This window comes from Pseudomonas sp. MIACH, assembly GCF_001269925.1.
Taxonomy (GTDB): domain Bacteria; phylum Pseudomonadota; class Gammaproteobacteria; order Pseudomonadales; family Pseudomonadaceae; genus Aquipseudomonas.
Map to the genome: position 1 here is coordinate 85,290 of NZ_LHVO01000061.1, position 19,013 is coordinate 104,302.

Here is a 19,013-nt window from a genome sequence, read left to right on the forward strand (position 1 = left end):
TAGCTGTTTCCTGCCCAGTCGGGAAGCACACTTTTTTCAGGCGCAACCCGCCTGCATGCAGACTAAAAGAGGCTAGACCCCTGTGGCATTGACGATTCTTGGCCTGTCCGGCGCCCTTAGCCATGATCCTTCCGCAGCCTTGTATATCGACGGCAAGCTGATCGCGGCCGCCGAAGAAGAGCGCTTCGTGCGCGACAAACATGCAAAGAACCGCATGCCCTACGAGTCGGCGAAGTTCTGCCTGGAACAGGCCGGCATCAAGCCTTCCGACGTTGATGTGGTGGCGATCCCGTTCGCCCCGATCAGCCTGTTCGGCGAGGCGCGCTGGCACTACGCTAAGCGTTACTGGTACGCCCCGGACCGCGCACTCGACGCGATCCTGATGGGCAACCGTCGCTACAAGCGCTACCGCAACAAGATCGTCTGGTGCCTGGAACAGCTGGGCTTCGATCCGAAGAAAATCAAGATCGAACCGGTTGAACACCACCTGGCCCATGCTTCCAGCGCCTACCACTGCTCCGGCTTCCAAGAGAAGACCGCGATCCTCGGGATCGACGGCAAGGGTGAGTACGCCACCACGTTCTTCGGCTACGGCGAGAACGGCAAGATCCACAAGATCAAGGAATTCTACGATCCGGACTCCCTTGGCGGCCTGTACGGCGCGATCACCGAGTTCCTCGGTTTCGAGATGCTCGACGGTGAGTTCAAGGTCATGGGCATGGCGCCGTACGGCGATGCCAGCAAGTACGATTTCTCGCGCCTGGCCTCGTTTGAAAACGGCGAGCTGGTGATCAACACCGACTACGCCAACGTCATCGGCCTGCGCCGTTATAAAGAGAAGGGCAAGGGTTTCTACTTCTCGCCGAAACTGATCGAGTGGCTGGGTCCCAAGCGCGAAGGCGACATCGCCGACGAGCCCTACATCCACTACGCCGCCAGCATGCAGGCGCTGTTCGAAAAACTGGCCCTGCAGATGATCGACCACTACCTGGGCGACATCCTCAAGGACACCGGCAAGCTGGCCTTCGCCGGCGGCTGTGCACTGAACGTCAAGCTGAACCAGAAGATCATTGCCCGTGACGACGTGAAAGAGCTGTTCGTGCAGCCGGCGTCCGGCGATGCCGGTACCGCTGTCGGTGCTGCCGCTTACGTGTCCCACGCCCGTGGTGTACCGGTTGAGAAGATGGAACACGTCTACCTCGGCCCGTCCTACAGCAACGAAGACGTGATTGCCGCGTGCGCCAAGCACGAGAGCAAGCCGAACTGGCGCAAGATCGAGAACATGCCTGCGCGCATCGCCAAGATCATGGTCGACGGCAACCCGGTGGCCTGGTTCCAGGGCCGCATGGAGTTTGGCCCGCGCGCCCTGGGCGGTCGTTCGATCATCGGTTGCCCAAGTGCGACCGGCGTGGCTGACCGCATCAACCATCAGATCAAGTTCCGCGAGCGCTGGAGGCCTTTCTGCCCGTCGATGCTCGACACCGTGGCCCCGCAGATGATCAAGGTCGATCACCCGGCGCCGTTCATGACCTTCACTTTTGAAGTGTCGGAAGAGTGGAAGACCCGCGTGCCGGAAGTGGTCCATGAAGATGGCACCTCCCGCGCCCAGGTGCTCAAGCGCGAATACAACCCGCGCTATTACGACATGATGAAAGAGCTGGAAGTACTGACCGGCAACGGCGTGTCCCTGAACACCTCGCTCAACCGTCGTGGCGAAGCGATGATCTGCTCGCCGACCGACGCGCTGAACATGTTCTTCGGCTCCGACCTGCAGTACCTGATCATGGAAGACATCCTGGTCGTCAAAGACGGCGTGGACCCTTATGACGCGCTCGGCTGAACGCCACGTCCTGCAGTTCTGCCATGGCTATGACGGGCCGTTCCTGGACTGCGCGCGGCAGTACGCCAGTTTGTTCGCAGGCTCCGGCTACAAGGTGACCACGGTGTTTCTCACCGGGGTCGCCGACCCTGAGGTCGCCGCCGGTTGCGCGTCCGATGAAGTGTTGTTCATGGAGTTCAGCTCAAAGGCCATTCGTGGCCTGAAGCTGGGCGCCATCCGTGAGCTGCGCAAGATCGTCGCGTCGCGCAACTTCAATTTTTGTATCGCCCACCGTTTCAAACCGATCTATATCGCCTTGCTCGGCACACGGTTGCCGGTGATCGGCGTGCATCACGCCTTTGGTGATTACCAGCGCCGCAGCCGCAAGCTGTTTGCCGGGTTTTTCCGCAAACGCTTGAGCCTGCTGGGCGTTTCCGATGCGGTGCGCGATGACATGCGCCGCTGCCTGCCGGCCTGGCCCGCCGCCCGTATCCAGACGCTGTATAACCGCATCGACGTCGATGCCTTGCAACGCATTCAGGTGCCTGCACATGAGGCGCGCGATGCATTGGGTTTGTCGCCGGATGAATGGGTGGTCGGCAATGTCGGTCGCCTGCACCCGGACAAGGACCAGGCCACGCTGCTCAAGGGCTTTGCCCTGGCGCAGGCGCATCTGCCGGCCGAAAGCCGTCTGGCGATCCTCGGCAGCGGGCGCCTGGAGCAAGACCTCAAGGCACTCGCACGGGAGCTGGGCATTGCCGACAAGGTGCTGTTCCTCGGCCAGGTGCCGGATGCGCGCCGGTACTTCCAGGCATTCGATGTGTTTGCCCTGAGCTCCGATCACGAACCCTTTGGCATGGTGCTGCTGGAAGCCATGGCGGCCGGCGTACCGCTGCTGGCCACGGCCTGTGGCGGCGCGAAGGAAGTGGTCGAGGGCGTGGGGATCCTGTTTCCCTTCGGCGATGTCGAACACCTCGCCCAGGGGCTGCGGCACCTGGCAGCGATGGATCAACACCAGCAACGGCAGTGCGCCGAGATGATGCTGGCGCGCCTGCGCGAGCGTTTCTCGGATCAGGCGGTACGCGATACCTTCTGGCAATTGCCGCACGTTATTGAACTGACCGCGGGGGCTTGATGCTCAATCGATTCCAAGGCTGGCGCGAGCGTGGCTGGTCCGTCGTCGACGCGCCCGTCTACAGCGATGCCTGGCAGCGTTTTGGCGGCAGTGTCGCGACCCACCCGCAAGTGATCGAGCGTTTGGCCGGGCTGGCCGATATCCCGGTGCGCTACCTGGCCTGGGAGCAGGGCGGCGAGCTTCAGGCGTGCATCGCGACCTGGGGGCGGGACCTGGCCTTGTCCAAGGATGTGCTCAAGCAACGCGGCAAAAAAGGCCTGTTCGACCTGGGTAACGCCGAGTTGATCCTGCCCGCCGCGCCTCAAGCCCAAGCGCCCTTGCGGCACCGCGCCCGCTACCTGTCGGCCCTGAATGAAGGCCGTTTCAGCGGCCTAAAGCCCCAGGCCGAGCAATTGGCCATGGCCCGCACACCGGAAGAACTGTCGAAGAAGTTCCGCTACAACCAGCGTCGCGAACTGCGCTTGCTGGAAGAAGCCGGTGGTGTGGTGCGGCCGGTGAGCGAGTTTTCCAGCGAGGAATTGGCCGCGATCTACTGCGATCTGTTCCTGCGTCGCTGGGGCTTTGTCGCCACGGGCGCCGAGCGAATGGCCGAGGTGATCGAGCTGTTGCGCGAATGGCTGATCGGCTCGGTGATTTTCCTCAATGACGCGCCCATCGCTATCCAGTTGGTGTACCGGGTCGAGTCGCCGGAGTGGATCAGCGTGGAGTACGTCAACGGTGGTGTCGACCCTGAAACCCGTGCATTCAGTCCGGGCAGTGTCTTGAGTTTCCTCAATACCCAGAGCGCCTGGGAACAGGCGCGTGAAGTTGGCAAGCCGCTGCGGTTCTCCTTCGGGCGTGCCGACCGCGAGTACAAGGACCGTTGGTGCAACCCTGTGCCGGTGCTGACCGTATGAGCCGCAAACAGCAGTTACTCAAGCGCCATCGGCGCAATAAACGGGTCGGCTTGCTGATCGGCCTGCTGTTGCTGGTGGTGATTGGCATCTGGGTGGCCTGGTGGTTACCGTTGGTGCTCGGTGTGCTGGCCTGGGTCGCCCATGAGGCATGGTTTGCCGACCATCTGTTTTATGCGCCTAACGAAGATTATCAATACCGTTTTTCGGTGGATGCCGAGGTGGCCGGGGTTCGCTTCGACGGTGGCCGGCTGCGCATGGATACGCCGCTGCAAGCCAATGCGACGTTGGTGTTGGCTATCAAGGTCAAGAGCAATTGGCTGGGACGTTTTCTCGACCCTGTGGTGGAGATTTCGGCTGGCGACAACACAGACCGGCAGGCTTTCGAGCGCGGTGTAAATGGAGTCCGTTATCTGAACCTCAGTGGCTGGGCGTCGGCCCTGATGTCCGGTGAGCTGCGTTTGCGCGGGCGTTTTTGCAGCGTGCAGGGCGTCCCTCGGCTGTGGGCCTGGGGCACGCCGGATTATTCGGCGCAGCGGGTGATGGTGATCGCGCCGCACGCCGACGATGCCGAATTGGCTGCCTTCGGCCTTTACAGCGAGGCCGACAAGCCGTGGATCGTGACCCTCACCGCCGGTGAAATCGAAGCCGAGCACTATCAGCACATGGGCCTGGACCCGGTTGAAGCCTCGCGGATCAAAGGGCGCCTGCGCGCCTGGGACAGCATTGCCGTGCCGCTTTGGGCCGGGGTGCCACAGGCGCACTGTGTACAGCTGGGGTACTTCTGCCTGCAACTGCCGGCGATGCGGGCTGCGCCTGATCAGCCTGTGGCGTCACGCGAAGCTGAGCTGTCGGACATTCGCCTGTTTCGCCAATTCAACCCCTTCCCGTTGCCGGCCGACCACGATGGCCTGCCGACCTGGAACAACCTGCTCGCTGACTTGCGCCAAGTGCTGTTGACGGCACGCCCTGAAGTGATCGTGTTGCCTCATCCGATCCTGGATCCCCATCCAGACCATATCTGCGCGCAGCAAGCGGTGATCGAAGCCCTGCAAGGCTTGGAATGGCAACCGACCACCGTGCTCGGTTACGCCAACCACCTGCATGACAACGACCGCTGGCCCATGGGCGATGCGGGCGCCGGTATTGCCCTGCCGCCGCTGTTCGATGACACGTTGGAACTGTGGCCGTGCAGCCTGTCGCTGACGCTGGCCCAGCAGCGCGACAAGGCCATGGCGCTGGGCATGATGCATGACCTGCAACCTGCCCCTCCGTTCAAGCGCCGTGTGCGGCGCTGGCTGCAGCGGGTCTTGGCGGGTCGGGCGCGCTCGCCCTATGGTGAAAACGAATTTTTCCGCAAGGCCGTACGACGGCATGAGTTGTTCTGGCGCTTGTGACGGCATTTGTAAAAGGGAAGGTCATGAAAGTTTTGTTTCTGGTGCAAAAAGAACAACGCGCCATTCTGGATCGCTTGTACGAAGGCATTGCCCAGCACTGCGAGTGTGATACCCGCTGGCTGAGCAGTGCTGAGCAGCGCAACCTGCGCGCTTACTTCAGGCGCGAAGTCGACGTGAGCCGTTATGACCGCATCGTATTCTTCCTGCGGTTCAAACAGGAAATTCGCCAGGCCGGGTTTATCCGTACGATCCCGAACCTGGTGATCCTCGAGCACGACGCCTACCAGAATTACATTCCTTGCAAATACACCGGCAAGTTCAGCGCCCATTACCGCCGCTTGCCGTGGGCACGGGTGATCAGCTCGGGCCATATGGTGACCGAGCGACTGCGCGCGGAAGGTTTCGATGCGGTGTTCGTGCCCAAGGGCTACGATCAGGCGCTGTTGCAGGCCCAGGGCCTGGAGCGCGACATAGAGCTGGCGTTTGTCGGCAGCACCAACAGCGTGGCCTATAGCGGTCGCAAGGCGTTGCTCGATGAGTTGGCCCGCGTTGAGCCGCTGGTGGTCACGCGCACCAAATCGGGTGAGGAGTATTGCGCGACCCTCAACCGGATTCGCTTTTTCGTCAGTGCCGACGTGGGCATGGGCGAGTACATGATCAAGAACTTCGAAGCCATGGCCTGTGGTTGCGTGCTGCTGGCGTTTGACCAAGGCGCTGCGGAAAACCAAGCGCTTGGCTTCCAGGACATGGTCAATGTGGTGTTCTACAAAGACATTCCCCAGTTGCAGGAAAAACTCGCCTTGTTGCGATCCAACCCTCAGCTGGCAGCCGAGATTGCGCGCAACGGGCAAGACCTCGCGGTCAGCCAGTTCAGCTTTGCACGCATCGGCCAGCGCATTGTCGAGGTGCTCAAGCCGCCGCTGCGGCCTCGAGCACCGTTGAGTTTGCTGGAAAGGTTGCGCTTGAAACTGGGCGTGTGAGATCTGCCAGGTGGCCGCAAATAGTGGCCTTATGATATTGTTGAGGCTTGAATGCAATTCTCCGCTCTAAGCGATATAACGCTCGTGGTGACCAGTTGTGGTCGCTTCGATTTGTTGAAGCGCACGCTCGCGAGCTTCGATCTGTTCAATACGGCGGACATCCGCGAAGTCTTCATTACCGAGGACTCTGGCGATGACGCGGTGCGCCTGGCGATTCCTGAGCATTGGCTCAGTCATTGCACGTTCTTGATCAACCGCCCGAAGCTGGGGCAATTGGCATCCATCGATCTGGCCTATGGGTTGGTCAAAACCCCGTACATATTCCATTGCGAAGATGATTGGGCATTTTATCGACCCGGTTTTGTCGAAGACTCCAAGACGGTTCTGGAGCAGCGCCCCGATATTCTCCAAGTCTGGCTGCGTAATTACGTCTACGATTTGCAGGTGCACAGCCCTTATATCCATCTGGGGGCGCGTGAGGTAGTGGGTGGGGTGCCTTGTTATCCCTTGCTGTCCGATAAGCCTGAGTGGCAGGGGTTCTCACTGAACCCGGGCCTGCGGCGTATCAAGGAATATTGGTTATGTGCGCCCTATGCCGAGTTCGAGGGTGAGAAGGGGCTTTCCAGGCGTTACGCGCAGTTGAACCTGGCCGCCGTTACCCTCGAAGGCGATGCCGTTTTGCACACTGGCTTCGGCCTGCATGTGGCCACGGCAGAGGAGCGCTTGACCAAAGCGCGGCGCAAGCGGAGAGAACGGGTCAAACTGGCAGTCATGCTGATCCTGGGGGTCGGTATCGGTTGGTTGATCCATCGGTAAGTACGACGAGCCGCACCAACACCCATAAGGTTTTTTCGATGAGTATTCTCAACATCATGTGGGCTGGTGGCTCTGCATTCGCTTCGGTGCAGAAGGTTCATCAGCAAATATTGTCCCATGCCGACAGCGATGCAGCGGTTCACACCTGGTTGCTTCAAGGCAGCGTGGTCGGGAGCGATGGCCTGGTTGAACAGGCCGTCGAATGGAACCTCTCATCTGCCAGGCTCAAGGGGCGGCACCTGTGGAAGTGGCTGATGCCCTGGCTGCGTGCGCGTTTCAAGAAGGCCCTGCCTGAGGATGTGCAGGTTGTGCTGCTGGATGGCATCGGTGTTGCGCGGGTACTTTTACCGGTGCTCAAGCACCTGCCGCAGGTGCGGGCCGTGGTGATTTTTCATGGGGTCACGCGTTTGCGCAAAGCTGATCAGAAGCTTTTCGAGCAGTTCCCGGCGTCGCAATTGACGCTGACTGCGGTGTCGCAAACCCTCGCCAGCGGCCTTGAACGTTACCTGCAGCGGCCCGTGGCGGTGCTGCGCAGTGCCTTCGACCCTACGGTTTTTCGCGCCGCCGCGCTTTCCCGCGAGCAGGCCCGATCCCGTCTGGGATTGCCGTTGGAGGGCTCACCGGTGGTGGGTGCGGTAGGTCGACTGGTAGACGGCAAGGGGTTTGCCTGTTTGCTGGAGGCCTTTGCCGGTACCACGGCCGACCAGCCGGATGCGCGCCTGGTGATTCTCGGCGAAGGGCCCGCGAGGCCTGGGCTTGAAGCGCGCATCGAGGCGCTTGGCTTGCGTGGCAAGGTGTCCTTGCCGGGGCATCTTCCTGATGCGGCGACCCTGTATCGGGCATTTGACTGGGTGGCCATTCCGTCGACGGAAGAGGGCTTGGGGCTGATCCTGCAAGAGGCGGTGATGGCCGGTGTGCCCGTGCTGACCAGCGAGTTGGCGGTGTTTCGCGAACAGCTGGGGGATGCCGGCTGGTACGCGCCTGCCGACAGCACTGCGGCCTGGGGTGACCTCCTGACGCGCGCCTTCGTGAGCTCCGGCGCGCAGGTTGTCGAGGCTCAGTCGCAGGCGTTGGCGCCGGAGCAAGCCTGGAACGACTTCACTGAAACCACCCGGCGGCTGTTCTCATGCCGCTGACAACGCTTGTTCCAGTGCTTGCATTGGAAAGCGTTCGTTCAGCTTCTCGCGCGCAATATAACGCGCGAAGTGTTGCAGGTTGCGCCGCGCCAGTTCCGGGTTCAAGGGCGCGCGCAGGAAGCGCATGTCGGCTACGTCGATCAGGCCCATTTGATTGTCGGGTGTCACGACAATGTTGCCCAGGTGCAACGAACGGAAGTAGATACCCGCGCCATGCAGGCGGCGAATAAGGGCCACCAGCGGGTCGAGGTTGGTGTGCCAGTCGAACCCTTCGCGGTTGGAAATCTGGCGCAGCGTTTCGCCCGGCAGGGGGCGGTAGAGTACGGCGGTCATGCCGGGCGCTGTCAGTTGAAAGAACGCAAGCACGGTCATGGTCGGGATGCCACGCTGTTGCAACTGCGCCACGTTGTCGATGAAACGCTTGGAGTACGGACGAAACAACGCGGACGAGAACAGGCGCTTGCGGCGAAACAGTTTGAGGATATTCCCGTCGGTCAGCAGGTAGACTTTGGGGCCATAGCTGTCCTTTTCGAGGATTTTGGCACCTTCAATCATCGCGGTTAAATCGGCTTGGGAAAGCCTTGAACATTGCATCGTCGGAAAGCCTTGTGGGAGTCGCGGGCACAGTGATCGGTAATAATGCCGAAAGTTTTGGGTTTTAACCATGCCGGGTTGGCGGGTTGAACGTATTCAGGAGCGGGTGATGCAAGCAAGTCGTTGGGCGCAGGTATGGATGGTTTTCGGGTTACTTTGGTTTTTGTTGGCTATTGCCTTCGCGCCGACCAATAAGATCTATCAACAAGGCTTGACGCTGTTTCTGTGGTTGCCGGCAATGGTGTTTGCCTGGTCGGCGCGTGAGCGTCTCAAGGAGGTCTGGCGCGAACAGCGCTGGCTGTGCCTGATGGTCGCTGCGCTCGCTGTCTGGGGCTTGATTAGCCTGTTATGGACCAATGTCGAAGACCCGTCCCGCGAGGCCAAGCGCCTGCTGTATATCGGTGTTTTCCTGCTGTTTTTCCCGGTGTTTGCCTGTGGGCAGACTGAGCGCGTCATTCGTGTGATGCAGTGGGGCGGCCTTGGCCTGGCGCTGTCCTCGCTGGTGGCAATCATCAAGTTCTATGGCGTTGAGCATAATCTCTGGACCGCTCGCCTCGCTGGCCTGGGCCAATTGGGCCATCCGATCCTGGGCGCCTATGTGATTGGCCTCGCTGCTGTGTGGCTGCTGCACTGGGTTCCCCGTGGGCGCTGGATGCAAGTGGGTTGGGTGCTGGCCGTCGGGCTGCTCGGGCTCTTCGTGGTGTTGAGCCAAAGCCGTGGTGCCGCACTGGCCTTGTTGCTGACGGTGGTGGCCATGCCCGCCTGGTGCCGTGACCGCCGTAGCGCAGTGCTTGCGATTGGCGCGGTCATCGCGGCGCTGGCAGTGTTCTTCGCCATGCAATCGCTGATGCTGGCCCGTGGCGTGTCTTACCGCCCGCAGATTTTCATGGCCGCCCTGCAAATGATCAGCGAGCGCCCTTGGACTGGCCTGGGGCTGGGCGGGGATTACAAGGTATTTGCCGATAACCTCTTTTTTGATCACTCCCACAACCTGTTCACTCACGTGAGCATCGAGCTGGGCCTGCCGGGCCTGCTGCTGTGGTGCGGCCTGTGGTTCGGTGTGCTGTGGAAGGCCTGGAAGGCCCGCGACACCCTCTACGGCAAGGGCATCATCGGTATGTGGGTGTTTTCATTCCTGGCCATGCAGTTCGACGCCGCCAGCCTGACCGGCACGCCACGGGCCGAGTGGTTTATCTCCTGGCTGCCGATTGCGCTGGCCAGTGTTTTGGTCTGGGCTCGGGCCAAACCTGACGCGTGTGATAAAGTTCGCGTCCTACCCAATCAGTGAGCTCGACACATGAGTGACGCACCGCCCAAAGCGGACCAGGAATCCAGCCTGAAAATTTATCTCCGGCTGCTGGGCTATGTGAAACCGTACCTCGGCATGTTCCTGCTGAGTATCGTGGGCTTCGTGATCTTCGCTTCGACCCAGCCAATGCTCGCGGGGATTCTCAAGTACTTCGTGGATGGCTTGAGCAACCCCGATGTGGTGTTCCTGCCCAAGATCCCGTTATTCAAGGACCTGAAGTTGCTGATGGCCGTGCCGCTGCTGATCATCCTGATCGCCGCGTGGCAGGGCCTGGGCTCTTTCCTGGGCAACTACTACCTGGCCAAGGTTTCCCTGGGGCTGGTACACGACCTGCGGGTCCAGTTGTTCAACAAACTGTTGGTGTTGCCTAACCGCTATTTCGATACCCATAACTCCGGGCACCTGATTTCCCGTATCACCTTCAACGTGACCATGGTGACCGGTGCGGCCACGGATGCAATCAAGGTGGTGATCCGCGAAGGCCTGACGGTGGTGTTCCTGTTCGGCTACCTGCTGTGGATGAACTGGAAACTGACCCTGGTGATGCTGGCAATCCTGCCGCTGATCGCCATCATGGTCGGCAGCACCAGCAAGAAATTCCGCAAGCAGAGCAAGAAGATCCAGGTTGCAATGGGCGACGTGACCCACGTCGCCTCCGAGACCATCCAGGGCTACCGCGTAGTGCGCAGCTTTGGTGGCGAAGGCTACGAAGAGCGCCGCTTTGCCGCTGCCAGCCAGGGCAACACCGACAAGCAACTGCGTATGAACAAGACCGGCGCGGTCTACACGCCGATGCTGCAGTTGGTCATCTACACGGCCATGGCCGCGTTGATGTTTCTGGTGCTGCTGCTGCGCGGTGAAGCCACGGCAGGTGACCTGGTGGCCTACATTACTGCGGCGGGCCTGCTGCCCAAGCCGATTCGCCAACTGTCGGAAGTCAGCTCGACGATCCAGAAAGGCGTAGCCGGTGCCGAGAGCATCTTCGAACAGCTGGATGAAGAGCCCGAAGTCGACAGCGGCACTGTGGAGCGTGATCGCGTCAGCGGTCGCCTGGACGTACGCAACCTGAGCTTCACCTACCCAGGCGCGGAGCGTGAGGTGCTCAAGAACATCAGCTTCAGCGCAGCGCCTGGGCAGATGATCGCCCTGGTCGGGCGTTCGGGCAGCGGCAAGTCAACCCTGGCCAGCCTGATCCCGCGTTTCTACCATCACGAAACCGGGGAAATCCTGCTGGACGAAGTCGAGATCGAAGACTATCGCTTGCGTAACCTGCGTCGGCACGTGGCCCAGGTGACCCAGCATGTGACCTTGTTCAACGACACCGTGGCCAACAACATCGCCTACGGTGACCTGGCCGATGCGCCGCGTGCCGACATCGAGAAAGCTGCCGCTGACGCCTACGCCATGGACTTCATTTCCGAGCTGCCAAAAGGCCTGGACACCGAAGTCGGTGAAAACGGCGTGCTGCTTTCCGGTGGTCAACGTCAGCGCCTGGCAATCGCCCGGGCCCTGCTGAAAAATGCCCCGCTGCTGATCCTCGATGAGGCGACTTCGGCCCTGGATACCGAATCCGAGCGGCACATCCAGGCCGCACTGGACAAGGTCATGAAAGGCCGTACCACCCTGGTGATTGCGCACCGCTTGTCCACCATCGAGAAAGCCGACCTGATTCTGGTGATGGACCACGGTGAAATTGTCGAGCGTGGTACGCATGTCGAGCTGCTGGCCAAGGGCGGCTATTACTCGCGCCTGCACGCCATGGGGCTGGACGAGCCGGTGGCGAACAACATCACCTGATGCGCCGGGGCGTGCAATGCGCCCCGTGATTTGTATCGAGCCGCTTACACCCTTGACCAAAGCCAAATAATCCAGCGCCTGTCGTTTGTTATGTTGGCCTTCTCGATTCGAATGACGAACGAGAGGGCTAACCTTCTTGCGTGGGTATTGGAATGTTGCAACGTCTACTGTGGAAGCTGCTTCCCAAGCACCAGAGGGTGTTTCTGCTGGGGCGTTTGTCGGTGGTGGATCGCCAGGCGGTGAACAAGTCCCTGTCTGGGGTGGCAACGCTTAACCCGGCCTTCGAGCGACACCAGTGCATATTCATCCATGTGCCCAAATGCGCCGGCAGCAGCGTGTGCTCGGCACTGCTCGATGGGCGCTGGCCCGGGCACTTGCCGTATTACTGGTATGAGCAGCAATTTCCCCAACACTGCGAGCGCAGCTTCAAATTTGCTTTCGTACGCGACCCTCTGGAGCGCGCTTACTCGGCTTATACCTACTTGCGCGGCAACCATATGGGCGCTCGCGACCTGCAAGCCCAGTCGCTGGTTTCCAGCTACCGCGACTTCGACCATTTCGTCGCCGGCTGGCTGCACCCGGACAACCTGCGGCGGCAATTGCACTTTGCTCCCCAGACCGACTTCCTGGTCGATCACATGGGCCAAATGGCCATGGACTTTCTCGGGCGCCAGGAGTCTTTGCAGCAAGACTTCCAGCACCTGTGCGAACGCCTCGGCGTGGACTCATCCCTGCCACATCTGAATGTTTCACTGGGCCGTCGCAACGAGCCGGTCAGGGACTTTTGCTCCTCGCGCACGCGGCGTCTGGTCCGGCGTGCCTATCAACGTGACTACGAGGTATTGGGCTATGAATAGCCAGTTGCTCGCCGGCGGTTGCACCGCCATCCGTCCCTTTGCACTGTCGTTGTCGGTGGCCGCACGGGCGGCGCTCAAGCACCAGCAGCCGTGCTGTCTATGGCTGACGGGGCTGTCCGGGTCCGGCAAGTCGACCCTGGCCAACGCCCTGGAAGTGCAGCTCAACGAGCAGGGGCGGCACACCTACGTGCTCGATGGCGATAATCTGCGCGCGGGCCTGTGCAATGACCTGGGTATGGGTGATGCGGCGCGCAAGGAAAATATCCGGCGTATTGGCGAAGTGGCGCGGCTGATGGTGGACGCGGGCCTGATCGTCATTGTTTCGGCGATCTCGCCGTTCAGCGTCGACCGGGCGACCGCCAGGGCTCTGTTTGGGCCAGAGCAATTCTTTGAGATTTACGTCAGCACACCCTTTGACGTGTGTGCCCGGCGTGATCCCAAGGGCTTGTACCGCGCGGCACTGGACGGGCGCATCAAGTCCTTCACCGGACTGGACAGCCCCTATGAGGCACCGTTTGCGGCTGACTGCGAAATCAACACCGACGAGGTCGAGCTGGACGCCGCGGTTGAGCATATCCTGGCGGTTCTGTTTAAAAAGTGAGCAGTTTTCCCGGCTGATGCATCGCGGATAAAGCTCTGGAACTAGGCGGCGCTCACCCTGTGCTAATATCGCGCCCCTGTTCATTTTGTATGTGGGTTGCTCCATGAAGTTGTCCATGCCGCGATTCGATCAAGCCCCTGTCTTGGTGGTCGGCGATGTCATGCTCGACCGTTACTGGCATGGCGGTACCTCACGGATTTCCCCTGAGGCGCCGGTACCGGTAGTCAAGGTCGAGCAAATCGAAGACCGTCCAGGTGGCGCTGCCAACGTTGCCCTCAATATTGCCGCCCTCGGCGCCCCGGCCTCCCTGGTGGGTGTGACCGGCGACGACGAAGCCGCCGACAGCCTGTCCAACAGCCTGCGCGGTGCCGGCGTGCGTGCGTTGTTCCAGCGCATTGCCCACCAGCCGACCATCGTCAAGCTGCGGGTCATGAGCCGTCACCAGCAATTGCTGCGTATCGATTTTGAAGAACCCTTCGCCACCGACGCTTTGGCCCTCAGTGGCCAGGTCGACGAACTGCTCGAAGGTGTCAAGGTGCTGGTGTTGTCCGACTACGGCAAAGGCGCCCTGAAGAACCACCAGGAACTGATCCAGGCCGCCAAGGCGCGGAACATCCCGGTATTGGCCGATCCCAAGGGCAAGGACTTCTCGATTTATCGCGGAGCCAGCCTGATCACGCCTAACCTCAGCGAGTTCGAAGCCATCGTTGGCGGCTGCGCCGATGAGCACGAACTGGTGACCAAGGGCGCGGCGCTCATGGCCGACCTCGACCTGGGCGCCTTGCTGGTGACCCGTGGTGAGCACGGTATGACCCTGCTGCGTCCGGATCACCCGGCGATGCACCTGCCGGCACGTGCCCGTGAAGTGTTCGACGTGACCGGCGCCGGTGACACGGTGATTTCCACCCTGGCCGCCTCCATTGCGGCTGGCGAAGAGCTGCCCCACGCGGTAGCCCTGGCCAACCTGGCGGCGGGCATCGTGGTCGGCAAGCTGGGTACCGCTGCTATCAGCGCCCCTGAGCTGCGCCGGGCGATCCAGCGCTCCGAAGGTTCCGAGCGTGGGGTGCTGAGCATCGAACAATTGCTGCTGGCGATTGACGATGCCCGTGCTCACAACGAAAGCATCGTGTTTACCAATGGTTGCTTCGACATCCTGCATGCCGGTCATGTGACTTACCTGGAGCAGGCTCGTGCCCAGGGCGATCGCCTGATCGTCGCGGTCAACGATGATGCTTCGGTCAGCCGCCTGAAAGGCCCTGGCCGTCCGATCAACAGCGTCGACCGACGCATGGCGGTATTGGCTGGGTTGGGCGCGGTGGACTGGGTGATCAGCTTCCCTGAAGCGACCCCGGAAAACCTGCTGGCCCAGGTCAAGCCGGACGTGCTGGTCAAGGGCGGCGACTACTCCGTCGACCAAGTGGTCGGCGCCGAGATCGTCAGCGCCTACGGCGGCAAGGTCAAAGTGCTGGGCCTGGTTGAAAACAGCTCGACCACCGCCATCGTCGATAAGATTCGCAATAATGAGTAAGGCTCAAAAGTGGGTCTTGATCACGGGGGGCGCGGGCTTTATTGGCTCGCACCTGGTCGATGCGCTGCTTGCCAAGGGCTACGCGGTACGGGTGCTGGATAACCTGTCCACGGGTAAGCGCAGCAACCTGCCGTTGGACAATCCTCGTGTCGAACTGCTTGAAGGCGATGTTGCCGATGCGCAACTGGTAGCGCGTGCCGCCATGGGCGCTGCGGCAGTCGTGCATCTGGCGGCGGTGGCTTCCGTGCAGGCCTCGGTGGATGATCCGGTCAGCACGCACCAGAGCAACTTCGTCGGTACGCTGAACGTCTGCGAAGCGATGCGCCAGGCGGGCGTCAAGCGTGTGGTGTTCGCGTCCAGCGCTGCGGTGTATGGCAACAACGGCGAAGGCGCTTCGATTGACGAAGAGACCACCAAGGCGCCGTTGACGCCCTATGCGTCCGACAAGTTGGCCGGTGAGCATTACTTCGACTTCTACCGTCGCCAGCATGGCCTGGAACCGGTGATCTTCCGCTTCTTCAATATCTTCGGGCCGCGCCAGGATCCTTCCTCGCCGTACTCCGGGGTGATCAGTATCTTCTGCGAGCGTGCACAGCAGGGTGTGCCGATTGCCGTGTTCGGCGATGGCGAGCAAACCCGTGATTTCATGTACGTGGAAGACCTGGTGGATGTGCTGGTGCAGGCCATCGAAGCCCCGCAAGCACCGTTGGGTGCGATCAACGTGGGCTGGAATCGCACCACTACCCTCAAGCAGGTGCTGCAGGCGCTGGAAGAGGCAGTCGGGTCGTTGCCTGCCGTGACGTACGGGCCGGCGCGGTCAGGAGACATTCGGCATTCGCGGGCGAATAACCAGCGGTTGTTGGCCAGTTTCAAACTGCCTGAGCCTACTCCGTTGAAGGTGGGCCTGGCGCGGTTGCTCAAGGGCTGACTGTTCACCTGTAGGAGCGAGCTTGCTCGCGAAGTTCGTCAACGATAACGCGGGTATCCTGATTAAAAGCGGCGCCCTTGCGTTTTTCGCGAGCAAGCTCGCTCCTACCGTTATCGATGCCAGCCCTCAGCGGCTGGCTTTTTTCTTCGGCACGATCTTGCGCAGCATGCGTTGCGCCAGGCGTTTGAGTTTCGACTCTTTCTCAGGCTCCGCCAGGCCTTGCTGCCGGACCCAATCCTTCCAGCGAATGCGCTCATCGCGCACCAGCCAGCCTTCCTGCTGGGCGAAGCTTTCTGCCAGGTAGAGGCCGCGGGTGCTGGCTGGGTACAGTTGGTCCTTCTTGACCGTGTACAACTCGGCGAGCGGCTGGCCGTCTTTCAATGGCATCAGGTACAGGTCCGGACGCTGGCGGTCCAGGCGTGCCACCAGTTGGTCGCCTTCCAAGCGCTCGTCCACATGGAACAGGCTCAGGGATTTGGCTTCCTTCGGGACTTCCAGGCGCAGGTCATAAATCAGTTGCAGCGACGCGGTGGGTACATGCACATAGGCCCGTGGGCGCTCGATCAGTTGGGTGGTCGCGCAACGTACCGGGCGTGCGGCGCCAGACAAAGGGCTCAAGCGAAACGGCAAGGCTTCGCGGTAATGCAGCGCGGCGGAGTAGGGGGCCGGCAGCCACGTGTCGTTGAAGCGCCCGCCGAGCCAGCCTTCCGGGGTCTCCAGCAGGCATTCCTCGGCAATCTCCTGGATGGCGGTGTGCAGCGGCAGGTTCAGTTCGTGGGCGGGGACGTAGCCGGAGATCAGCTTGAGCACAACGTCGCCACGGTCCTGGCGACGTTGGCGCACCAGTACCCAGTAATCCTTATTTTGCCAATGCAGGGTCAGGCGCACCGACACGCCGAGGTTCGCCAGCTCCAGGGCGAAGCGTTCGGCATCCGGGACTTCTACCGGTTTGCGGCGCTGCAAGGTCTGGGCGAAGTTGAGCGGCATGCCCACGCTCTGGTAGCTCAGGCCTTCGGGGGTGGCTTCGACGTGCAGCGGCAGTGTTTTGAAGTTGCTGGGGTTTTTTCTTATGAGCGTTCGCGGCATGTCGGCTCCTTCTTGCGACGGGGTCGGCCGCGTCGGCGGCATCAGAGTTGACGAATGACTTGGGCAGCGGTCGCCACGTTATGGGCCAGGTGCAGCGGATTAATGGTCCCGACAATAGCACTGGCGACACCCGTTTGCGCAAACAACAACGTGAAACTGGCGCGAATTGGATCCATTCCAGGCTCCAGGCACACGTGGCCGCTGGCCAGGGCCTTTTTCACCAGGATCCCCTTGCCATGGGCCGCTGCATAATCAATGACGGCTTTCTCGGTCTGTTCGTTCAGATTGTAGGTGACCATCGCGCAATCACCTTGTTCCAGAGCCTTCACGCCGCCTTCGACGGTTTTGCCGGAGAAGCCGAAGCCGCGAATCTTGCCCTCTTGCTTCAACTGCGCCAGGGTCTGGTACACCTCGCAATCGTTGAGGATATGCAGGTCGTTGCCATCGGAGTGCACCAGTACCAGATCGATAAAATCCGTTTCAAGTCGTTTCAAGCTGCGCTCGATCGACATCCGGGTATGGGCCGCGCTGAAATCGTGATGGGACAGGCCCTCTTCGAACTCTTCGCCGACCTTGCTGACGATCACCCAATCCTTGCGCTGGCCGCGCAACAGCGGCCCCAGGCGTTCTTCGCTGCGTCCGTAGGCGGGCGCGGTATCGATCAGGTTGATGCCCAGCTGGCGGGCCTGGCGCAACAGCATCCGCGCTTCGTCATCATCGGGAATGGTGAAACCGCTGGGGTACTTCACGCCCTGGTCACGGCCGAGCTTGACGGTACCCAGGCCGAGTGGCGACACCAGCAGGCCGGTGCTGCCCAAGGGGCGGTGCAGGTCGTGCAAGGTCGGCAGGCTCATGGCAACAGTTGCTCCCAGGCGGGTACGCCGATGGCGGGTTTTGGCAGGTCGGGCAGGGGGGCTGAGGCGCTTGGGCGGATGCCGTCGCGTTCGAGGCTGTTGATCACTCGATCGGCGAAGTCCGGCGCTAAAGCCAGCTTGGTCGGCCAGCCCACCAGCAGGCGGCCTTCTTCGGCGACAAAGGCGTTGTCGGGGCGACTCAGGCCTGATTGCAGGGGCTCGGCACGCTCTACGCGCAACGTAGCCCACTGGGTCTGGCTCATATCGATCCAGGGCAGCAGTTGCGCCAGCTCTTTCTGGGCGGTGGCGATCTGTTCTTGTGGCGTACGTGCCACGCCATCGGCCTCGGCAATGTCGCCGCCCATGTACCACACCCAATTGCCATCGGCGGCGGGATGCGTGGTAACGGTGATGCGTGGCTTGGTGCCGCCGCCCAGGCAGTGGGCGTACAGCGGCTTCAGGCCGGGGCCTTTGGCGATGATCATATGCAGCGGGCGTTTTTGCATGGCCGGCTGGCTGAGGCCGAGGGCGGCCAGCAGATCAGCGGTACCACCGCCGGCGCTCAAGACAATGCGCTGGGCGCGGATCTCGCGGCCATCCACGTTCAAACCCACCAGATTGTTGCCTTCCAGCAGCGGTTCGATGTGTTGCCCGGCGAGCAAGCCATCGCCGGCCAGCTGCGCGAGACGTTCAATCAGGCTGGGTACGTCCACCACCAGTTCGGCGAGGCGATAGACCTTGCCCTTGAAGCGGCGGTCTTGCAGGGCGGGCGGCAGGTCGTCGCCCTTGACTTGGTCGACACGGCCGCGCACGGCCTTGCTGGCGAAAAAGCTGGTGAGGTTGCCGGCGAGCGTGCCAGGGGACCACAGGTAATGGGCTTGTGAGAGCAGGCGCACGCCGGACAGGTCCAGCTCACCGTCACCGGCCAGGGCTTCACGCCAGCGGCGCGGCATATCGGCAATCGCTTCGGAGGCGCCGGTGAGGGCGCCGTGCAGCGCGTACTTCGCACCGCCGTGAATGATCCCCTGGGACTTCACGCTTTGCCCGCCACCTAATGTGGCGTTTTCCACCAGCACCGTGGAAAAACCCTGGCGGCGCAGGCGCGCATTCAGCCAGAGGCCGGCAACCCCGGCGCCGACAATCAACACGTCGGTAGAAATAACGGATGGCATGGGCGACCTCATTTCTAAACAAGGCCGCAAGTATACATTCTCACGCCATGCACACCGTAGGCGCTGTCGAGCTTTGGCGAGGCGGCGAATGGTGGATTCAATTGAGGTTCA

General features: G+C 61.4%; 17 protein-coding genes. 13 read left to right on the forward strand and 4 right to left on the reverse strand.

Annotation, left to right across the window (positions count from 1 at the left end):
- Window positions 1-82 precede the first annotated feature (82 nt).
- From AD670_RS26410 to AD670_RS26440, 7 genes are read left to right on the forward strand one after another with little or no spacing between them, the layout of a single operon-like run.
- Window positions 83-1,840, forward strand: a complete 1,758-nt coding sequence (locus AD670_RS26410; protein ID WP_053139287.1) for a carbamoyltransferase — start codon at window positions 83-85, stop codon at window positions 1,838-1,840.
- Window positions 1,824-2,954, forward strand: a complete 1,131-nt coding sequence (locus AD670_RS26415; protein ID WP_053139289.1) for a glycosyltransferase — start codon at window positions 1,824-1,826, stop codon at window positions 2,952-2,954. Before AD670_RS26410 ends, AD670_RS26415 begins: the two co-directional genes overlap by 17 nt.
- Window positions 2,954-3,850 carry an antimicrobial resistance protein Mig-14 gene (locus tag AD670_RS26420; protein ID WP_053139291.1) on the forward strand — a complete coding sequence of 299 codons (897 nt, stop codon included), beginning with the start codon at window positions 2,954-2,956 and terminating at the stop codon, window positions 3,848-3,850. Before AD670_RS26415 ends, AD670_RS26420 begins: the two co-directional genes overlap by 1 nt.
- Entirely contained in the window at window positions 3,847-5,244 is a 1,398-nt protein-coding gene (locus AD670_RS26425; protein WP_053139293.1) for a PIG-L deacetylase family protein, read from the forward strand. The genes AD670_RS26420 and AD670_RS26425 overlap by 4 nt, the downstream gene beginning before the upstream one ends.
- Before the next feature lie 23 nt (window positions 5,245-5,267).
- Window positions 5,268-6,224: a glycosyltransferase gene (locus AD670_RS26430; RefSeq protein ID WP_053139299.1), complete on the forward strand. Its 957-nt coding sequence runs from the start codon at window positions 5,268-5,270 to the stop codon at window positions 6,222-6,224.
- Window positions 6,225-6,275: 51 nt separating this feature from the next.
- A complete protein-coding gene (locus AD670_RS26435; RefSeq protein WP_053139301.1) occupies window positions 6,276-7,040 on the forward strand; it encodes a hypothetical protein in 765 nt (254 codons plus the stop codon).
- Window positions 7,041-7,078: 38 nt separating this feature from the next.
- Window positions 7,079-8,176 carry a glycosyltransferase gene (locus AD670_RS26440; protein ID WP_053139303.1) on the forward strand — a complete coding sequence of 366 codons (1,098 nt, stop codon included), beginning with the start codon at window positions 7,079-7,081 and terminating at the stop codon, window positions 8,174-8,176.
- Here AD670_RS26440 and AD670_RS26445 read toward each other — a convergent pair.
- On the reverse strand, window positions 8,165-8,731 hold the full coding sequence (locus AD670_RS26445; RefSeq protein ID WP_172681529.1) for a toluene tolerance protein: 567 nt from the start codon (window positions 8,729-8,731) through the stop codon (window positions 8,165-8,167). The genes AD670_RS26440 and AD670_RS26445 overlap by 12 nt on opposite strands.
- A gap of 148 nt (window positions 8,732-8,879) precedes the next feature.
- Here AD670_RS26445 and AD670_RS26450 point away from each other — a divergent pair, with 148 nt between their 5' ends.
- From AD670_RS26450 to AD670_RS26475, 6 genes are all read left to right on the forward strand, one after another.
- Entirely contained in the window at window positions 8,880-10,058 is a 1,179-nt protein-coding gene (locus AD670_RS26450) for an O-antigen ligase (protein ID WP_053139307.1), read from the forward strand.
- Window positions 10,059-10,067: 9 nt separating this feature from the next.
- Window positions 10,068-11,876 (forward strand): lipid A export permease/ATP-binding protein MsbA, encoded by a 1,809-nt coding sequence (msbA, locus tag AD670_RS26455; RefSeq protein ID WP_053139309.1) that lies wholly within the window; start codon window positions 10,068-10,070, stop codon window positions 11,874-11,876.
- A 152-nt stretch (window positions 11,877-12,028) separates the two neighbouring features.
- The gene (locus AD670_RS26460) at window positions 12,029-12,733 is read left to right on the forward strand and encodes a sulfotransferase family 2 domain-containing protein (protein ID WP_053139311.1); all 705 of its coding nucleotides are present in this window, start codon (window positions 12,029-12,031) and stop codon (window positions 12,731-12,733) included.
- Window positions 12,726-13,334 (forward strand): adenylyl-sulfate kinase, encoded by a 609-nt coding sequence (gene cysC / locus AD670_RS26465; RefSeq protein WP_053139314.1) that lies wholly within the window; start codon window positions 12,726-12,728, stop codon window positions 13,332-13,334. Before AD670_RS26460 ends, cysC begins: the two co-directional genes overlap by 8 nt.
- Window positions 13,335-13,437: 103 nt before the next feature.
- Window positions 13,438-14,862 (forward strand): bifunctional D-glycero-beta-D-manno-heptose-7-phosphate kinase/D-glycero-beta-D-manno-heptose 1-phosphate adenylyltransferase HldE, encoded by a 1,425-nt coding sequence (gene hldE, locus AD670_RS26470; RefSeq protein WP_053139316.1) that lies wholly within the window; start codon window positions 13,438-13,440, stop codon window positions 14,860-14,862.
- A complete protein-coding gene (locus AD670_RS26475; RefSeq protein WP_053139318.1) occupies window positions 14,855-15,790 on the forward strand; it encodes an NAD-dependent epimerase/dehydratase family protein in 936 nt (311 codons plus the stop codon). Before hldE ends, AD670_RS26475 begins: the two co-directional genes overlap by 8 nt.
- A gap of 126 nt (window positions 15,791-15,916) precedes the next feature.
- Here the strand turns inward: AD670_RS26475 and AD670_RS26480 are convergent, their stop codons facing one another.
- The 3 genes from AD670_RS26480 to AD670_RS26490 are packed head-to-tail and all read right to left on the reverse strand — an operon-like array spanning window position 15,917 to window position 18,902.
- Complete coding sequence (locus AD670_RS26480) at window positions 15,917-16,876, reverse strand: hypothetical protein (RefSeq protein ID WP_053139320.1); 960 nt, start codon at window positions 16,874-16,876, stop codon at window positions 15,917-15,919.
- 41 nt (window positions 16,877-16,917) lie between these two features.
- Entirely contained in the window at window positions 16,918-17,730 is an 813-nt protein-coding gene (locus AD670_RS26485; protein WP_053139322.1) for an aldo/keto reductase, read from the reverse strand.
- Window positions 17,727-18,902 carry an FAD-binding oxidoreductase gene (locus AD670_RS26490; protein WP_053139324.1) on the reverse strand — a complete coding sequence of 392 codons (1,176 nt, stop codon included), beginning with the start codon at window positions 18,900-18,902 and terminating at the stop codon, window positions 17,727-17,729. Before AD670_RS26490 ends, AD670_RS26485 begins: the two co-directional genes overlap by 4 nt.
- Window positions 18,903-19,013: the final 111 nt, after the last annotated feature.

What these genes read in the sequence shown, in the direction of transcription:
- AD670_RS26450 (WP_053139307.1), top strand. Translation starts at nt 8,880, where the DNA reads ATGCAAGCAAGTCGTTGGGCGCAGGTATGGATGGTTTTCGGGTTACTT.
- AD670_RS26415 (WP_053139289.1), top strand. Translation starts at nt 1,824, where the DNA reads ATGACGCGCTCGGCTGAACGCCACGTCCTGCAGTTCTGCCATGGCTAT.
- hldE (WP_053139316.1), top strand. Translation starts at nt 13,438, where the DNA reads ATGAAGTTGTCCATGCCGCGATTCGATCAAGCCCCTGTCTTGGTGGTC.
- AD670_RS26485 (WP_053139322.1), bottom strand. Translation starts at nt 17,730, where the DNA reads ATGAGCCTGCCGACCTTGCACGACCTGCACCGCCCCTTGGGCAGCACC.
- AD670_RS26480 (WP_053139320.1), bottom strand. Translation starts at nt 16,876, where the DNA reads ATGCCGCGAACGCTCATAAGAAAAAACCCCAGCAACTTCAAAACACTG.
- AD670_RS26445 (WP_172681529.1), bottom strand. Translation starts at nt 8,731, where the DNA reads ATGATTGAAGGTGCCAAAATCCTCGAAAAGGACAGCTATGGCCCCAAA.
- AD670_RS26420 (WP_053139291.1), top strand. Translation starts at nt 2,954, where the DNA reads ATGCTCAATCGATTCCAAGGCTGGCGCGAGCGTGGCTGGTCCGTCGTC.
- AD670_RS26475 (WP_053139318.1), top strand. Translation starts at nt 14,855, where the DNA reads ATGAGTAAGGCTCAAAAGTGGGTCTTGATCACGGGGGGCGCGGGCTTT.
- AD670_RS26430 (WP_053139299.1), top strand. Translation starts at nt 5,268, where the DNA reads ATGAAAGTTTTGTTTCTGGTGCAAAAAGAACAACGCGCCATTCTGGAT.
- AD670_RS26435 (WP_053139301.1), top strand. Translation starts at nt 6,276, where the DNA reads ATGCAATTCTCCGCTCTAAGCGATATAACGCTCGTGGTGACCAGTTGT.
- AD670_RS26440 (WP_053139303.1), top strand. Translation starts at nt 7,079, where the DNA reads ATGAGTATTCTCAACATCATGTGGGCTGGTGGCTCTGCATTCGCTTCG.
- AD670_RS26490 (WP_053139324.1), bottom strand. Translation starts at nt 18,902, where the DNA reads ATGCCATCCGTTATTTCTACCGACGTGTTGATTGTCGGCGCCGGGGTT.
- AD670_RS26460 (WP_053139311.1), top strand. Translation starts at nt 12,029, where the DNA reads ATGTTGCAACGTCTACTGTGGAAGCTGCTTCCCAAGCACCAGAGGGTG.
- cysC (WP_053139314.1), top strand. Translation starts at nt 12,726, where the DNA reads ATGAATAGCCAGTTGCTCGCCGGCGGTTGCACCGCCATCCGTCCCTTT.
- msbA (WP_053139309.1), top strand. Translation starts at nt 10,068, where the DNA reads ATGAGTGACGCACCGCCCAAAGCGGACCAGGAATCCAGCCTGAAAATT.
- AD670_RS26425 (WP_053139293.1), top strand. Translation starts at nt 3,847, where the DNA reads ATGAGCCGCAAACAGCAGTTACTCAAGCGCCATCGGCGCAATAAACGG.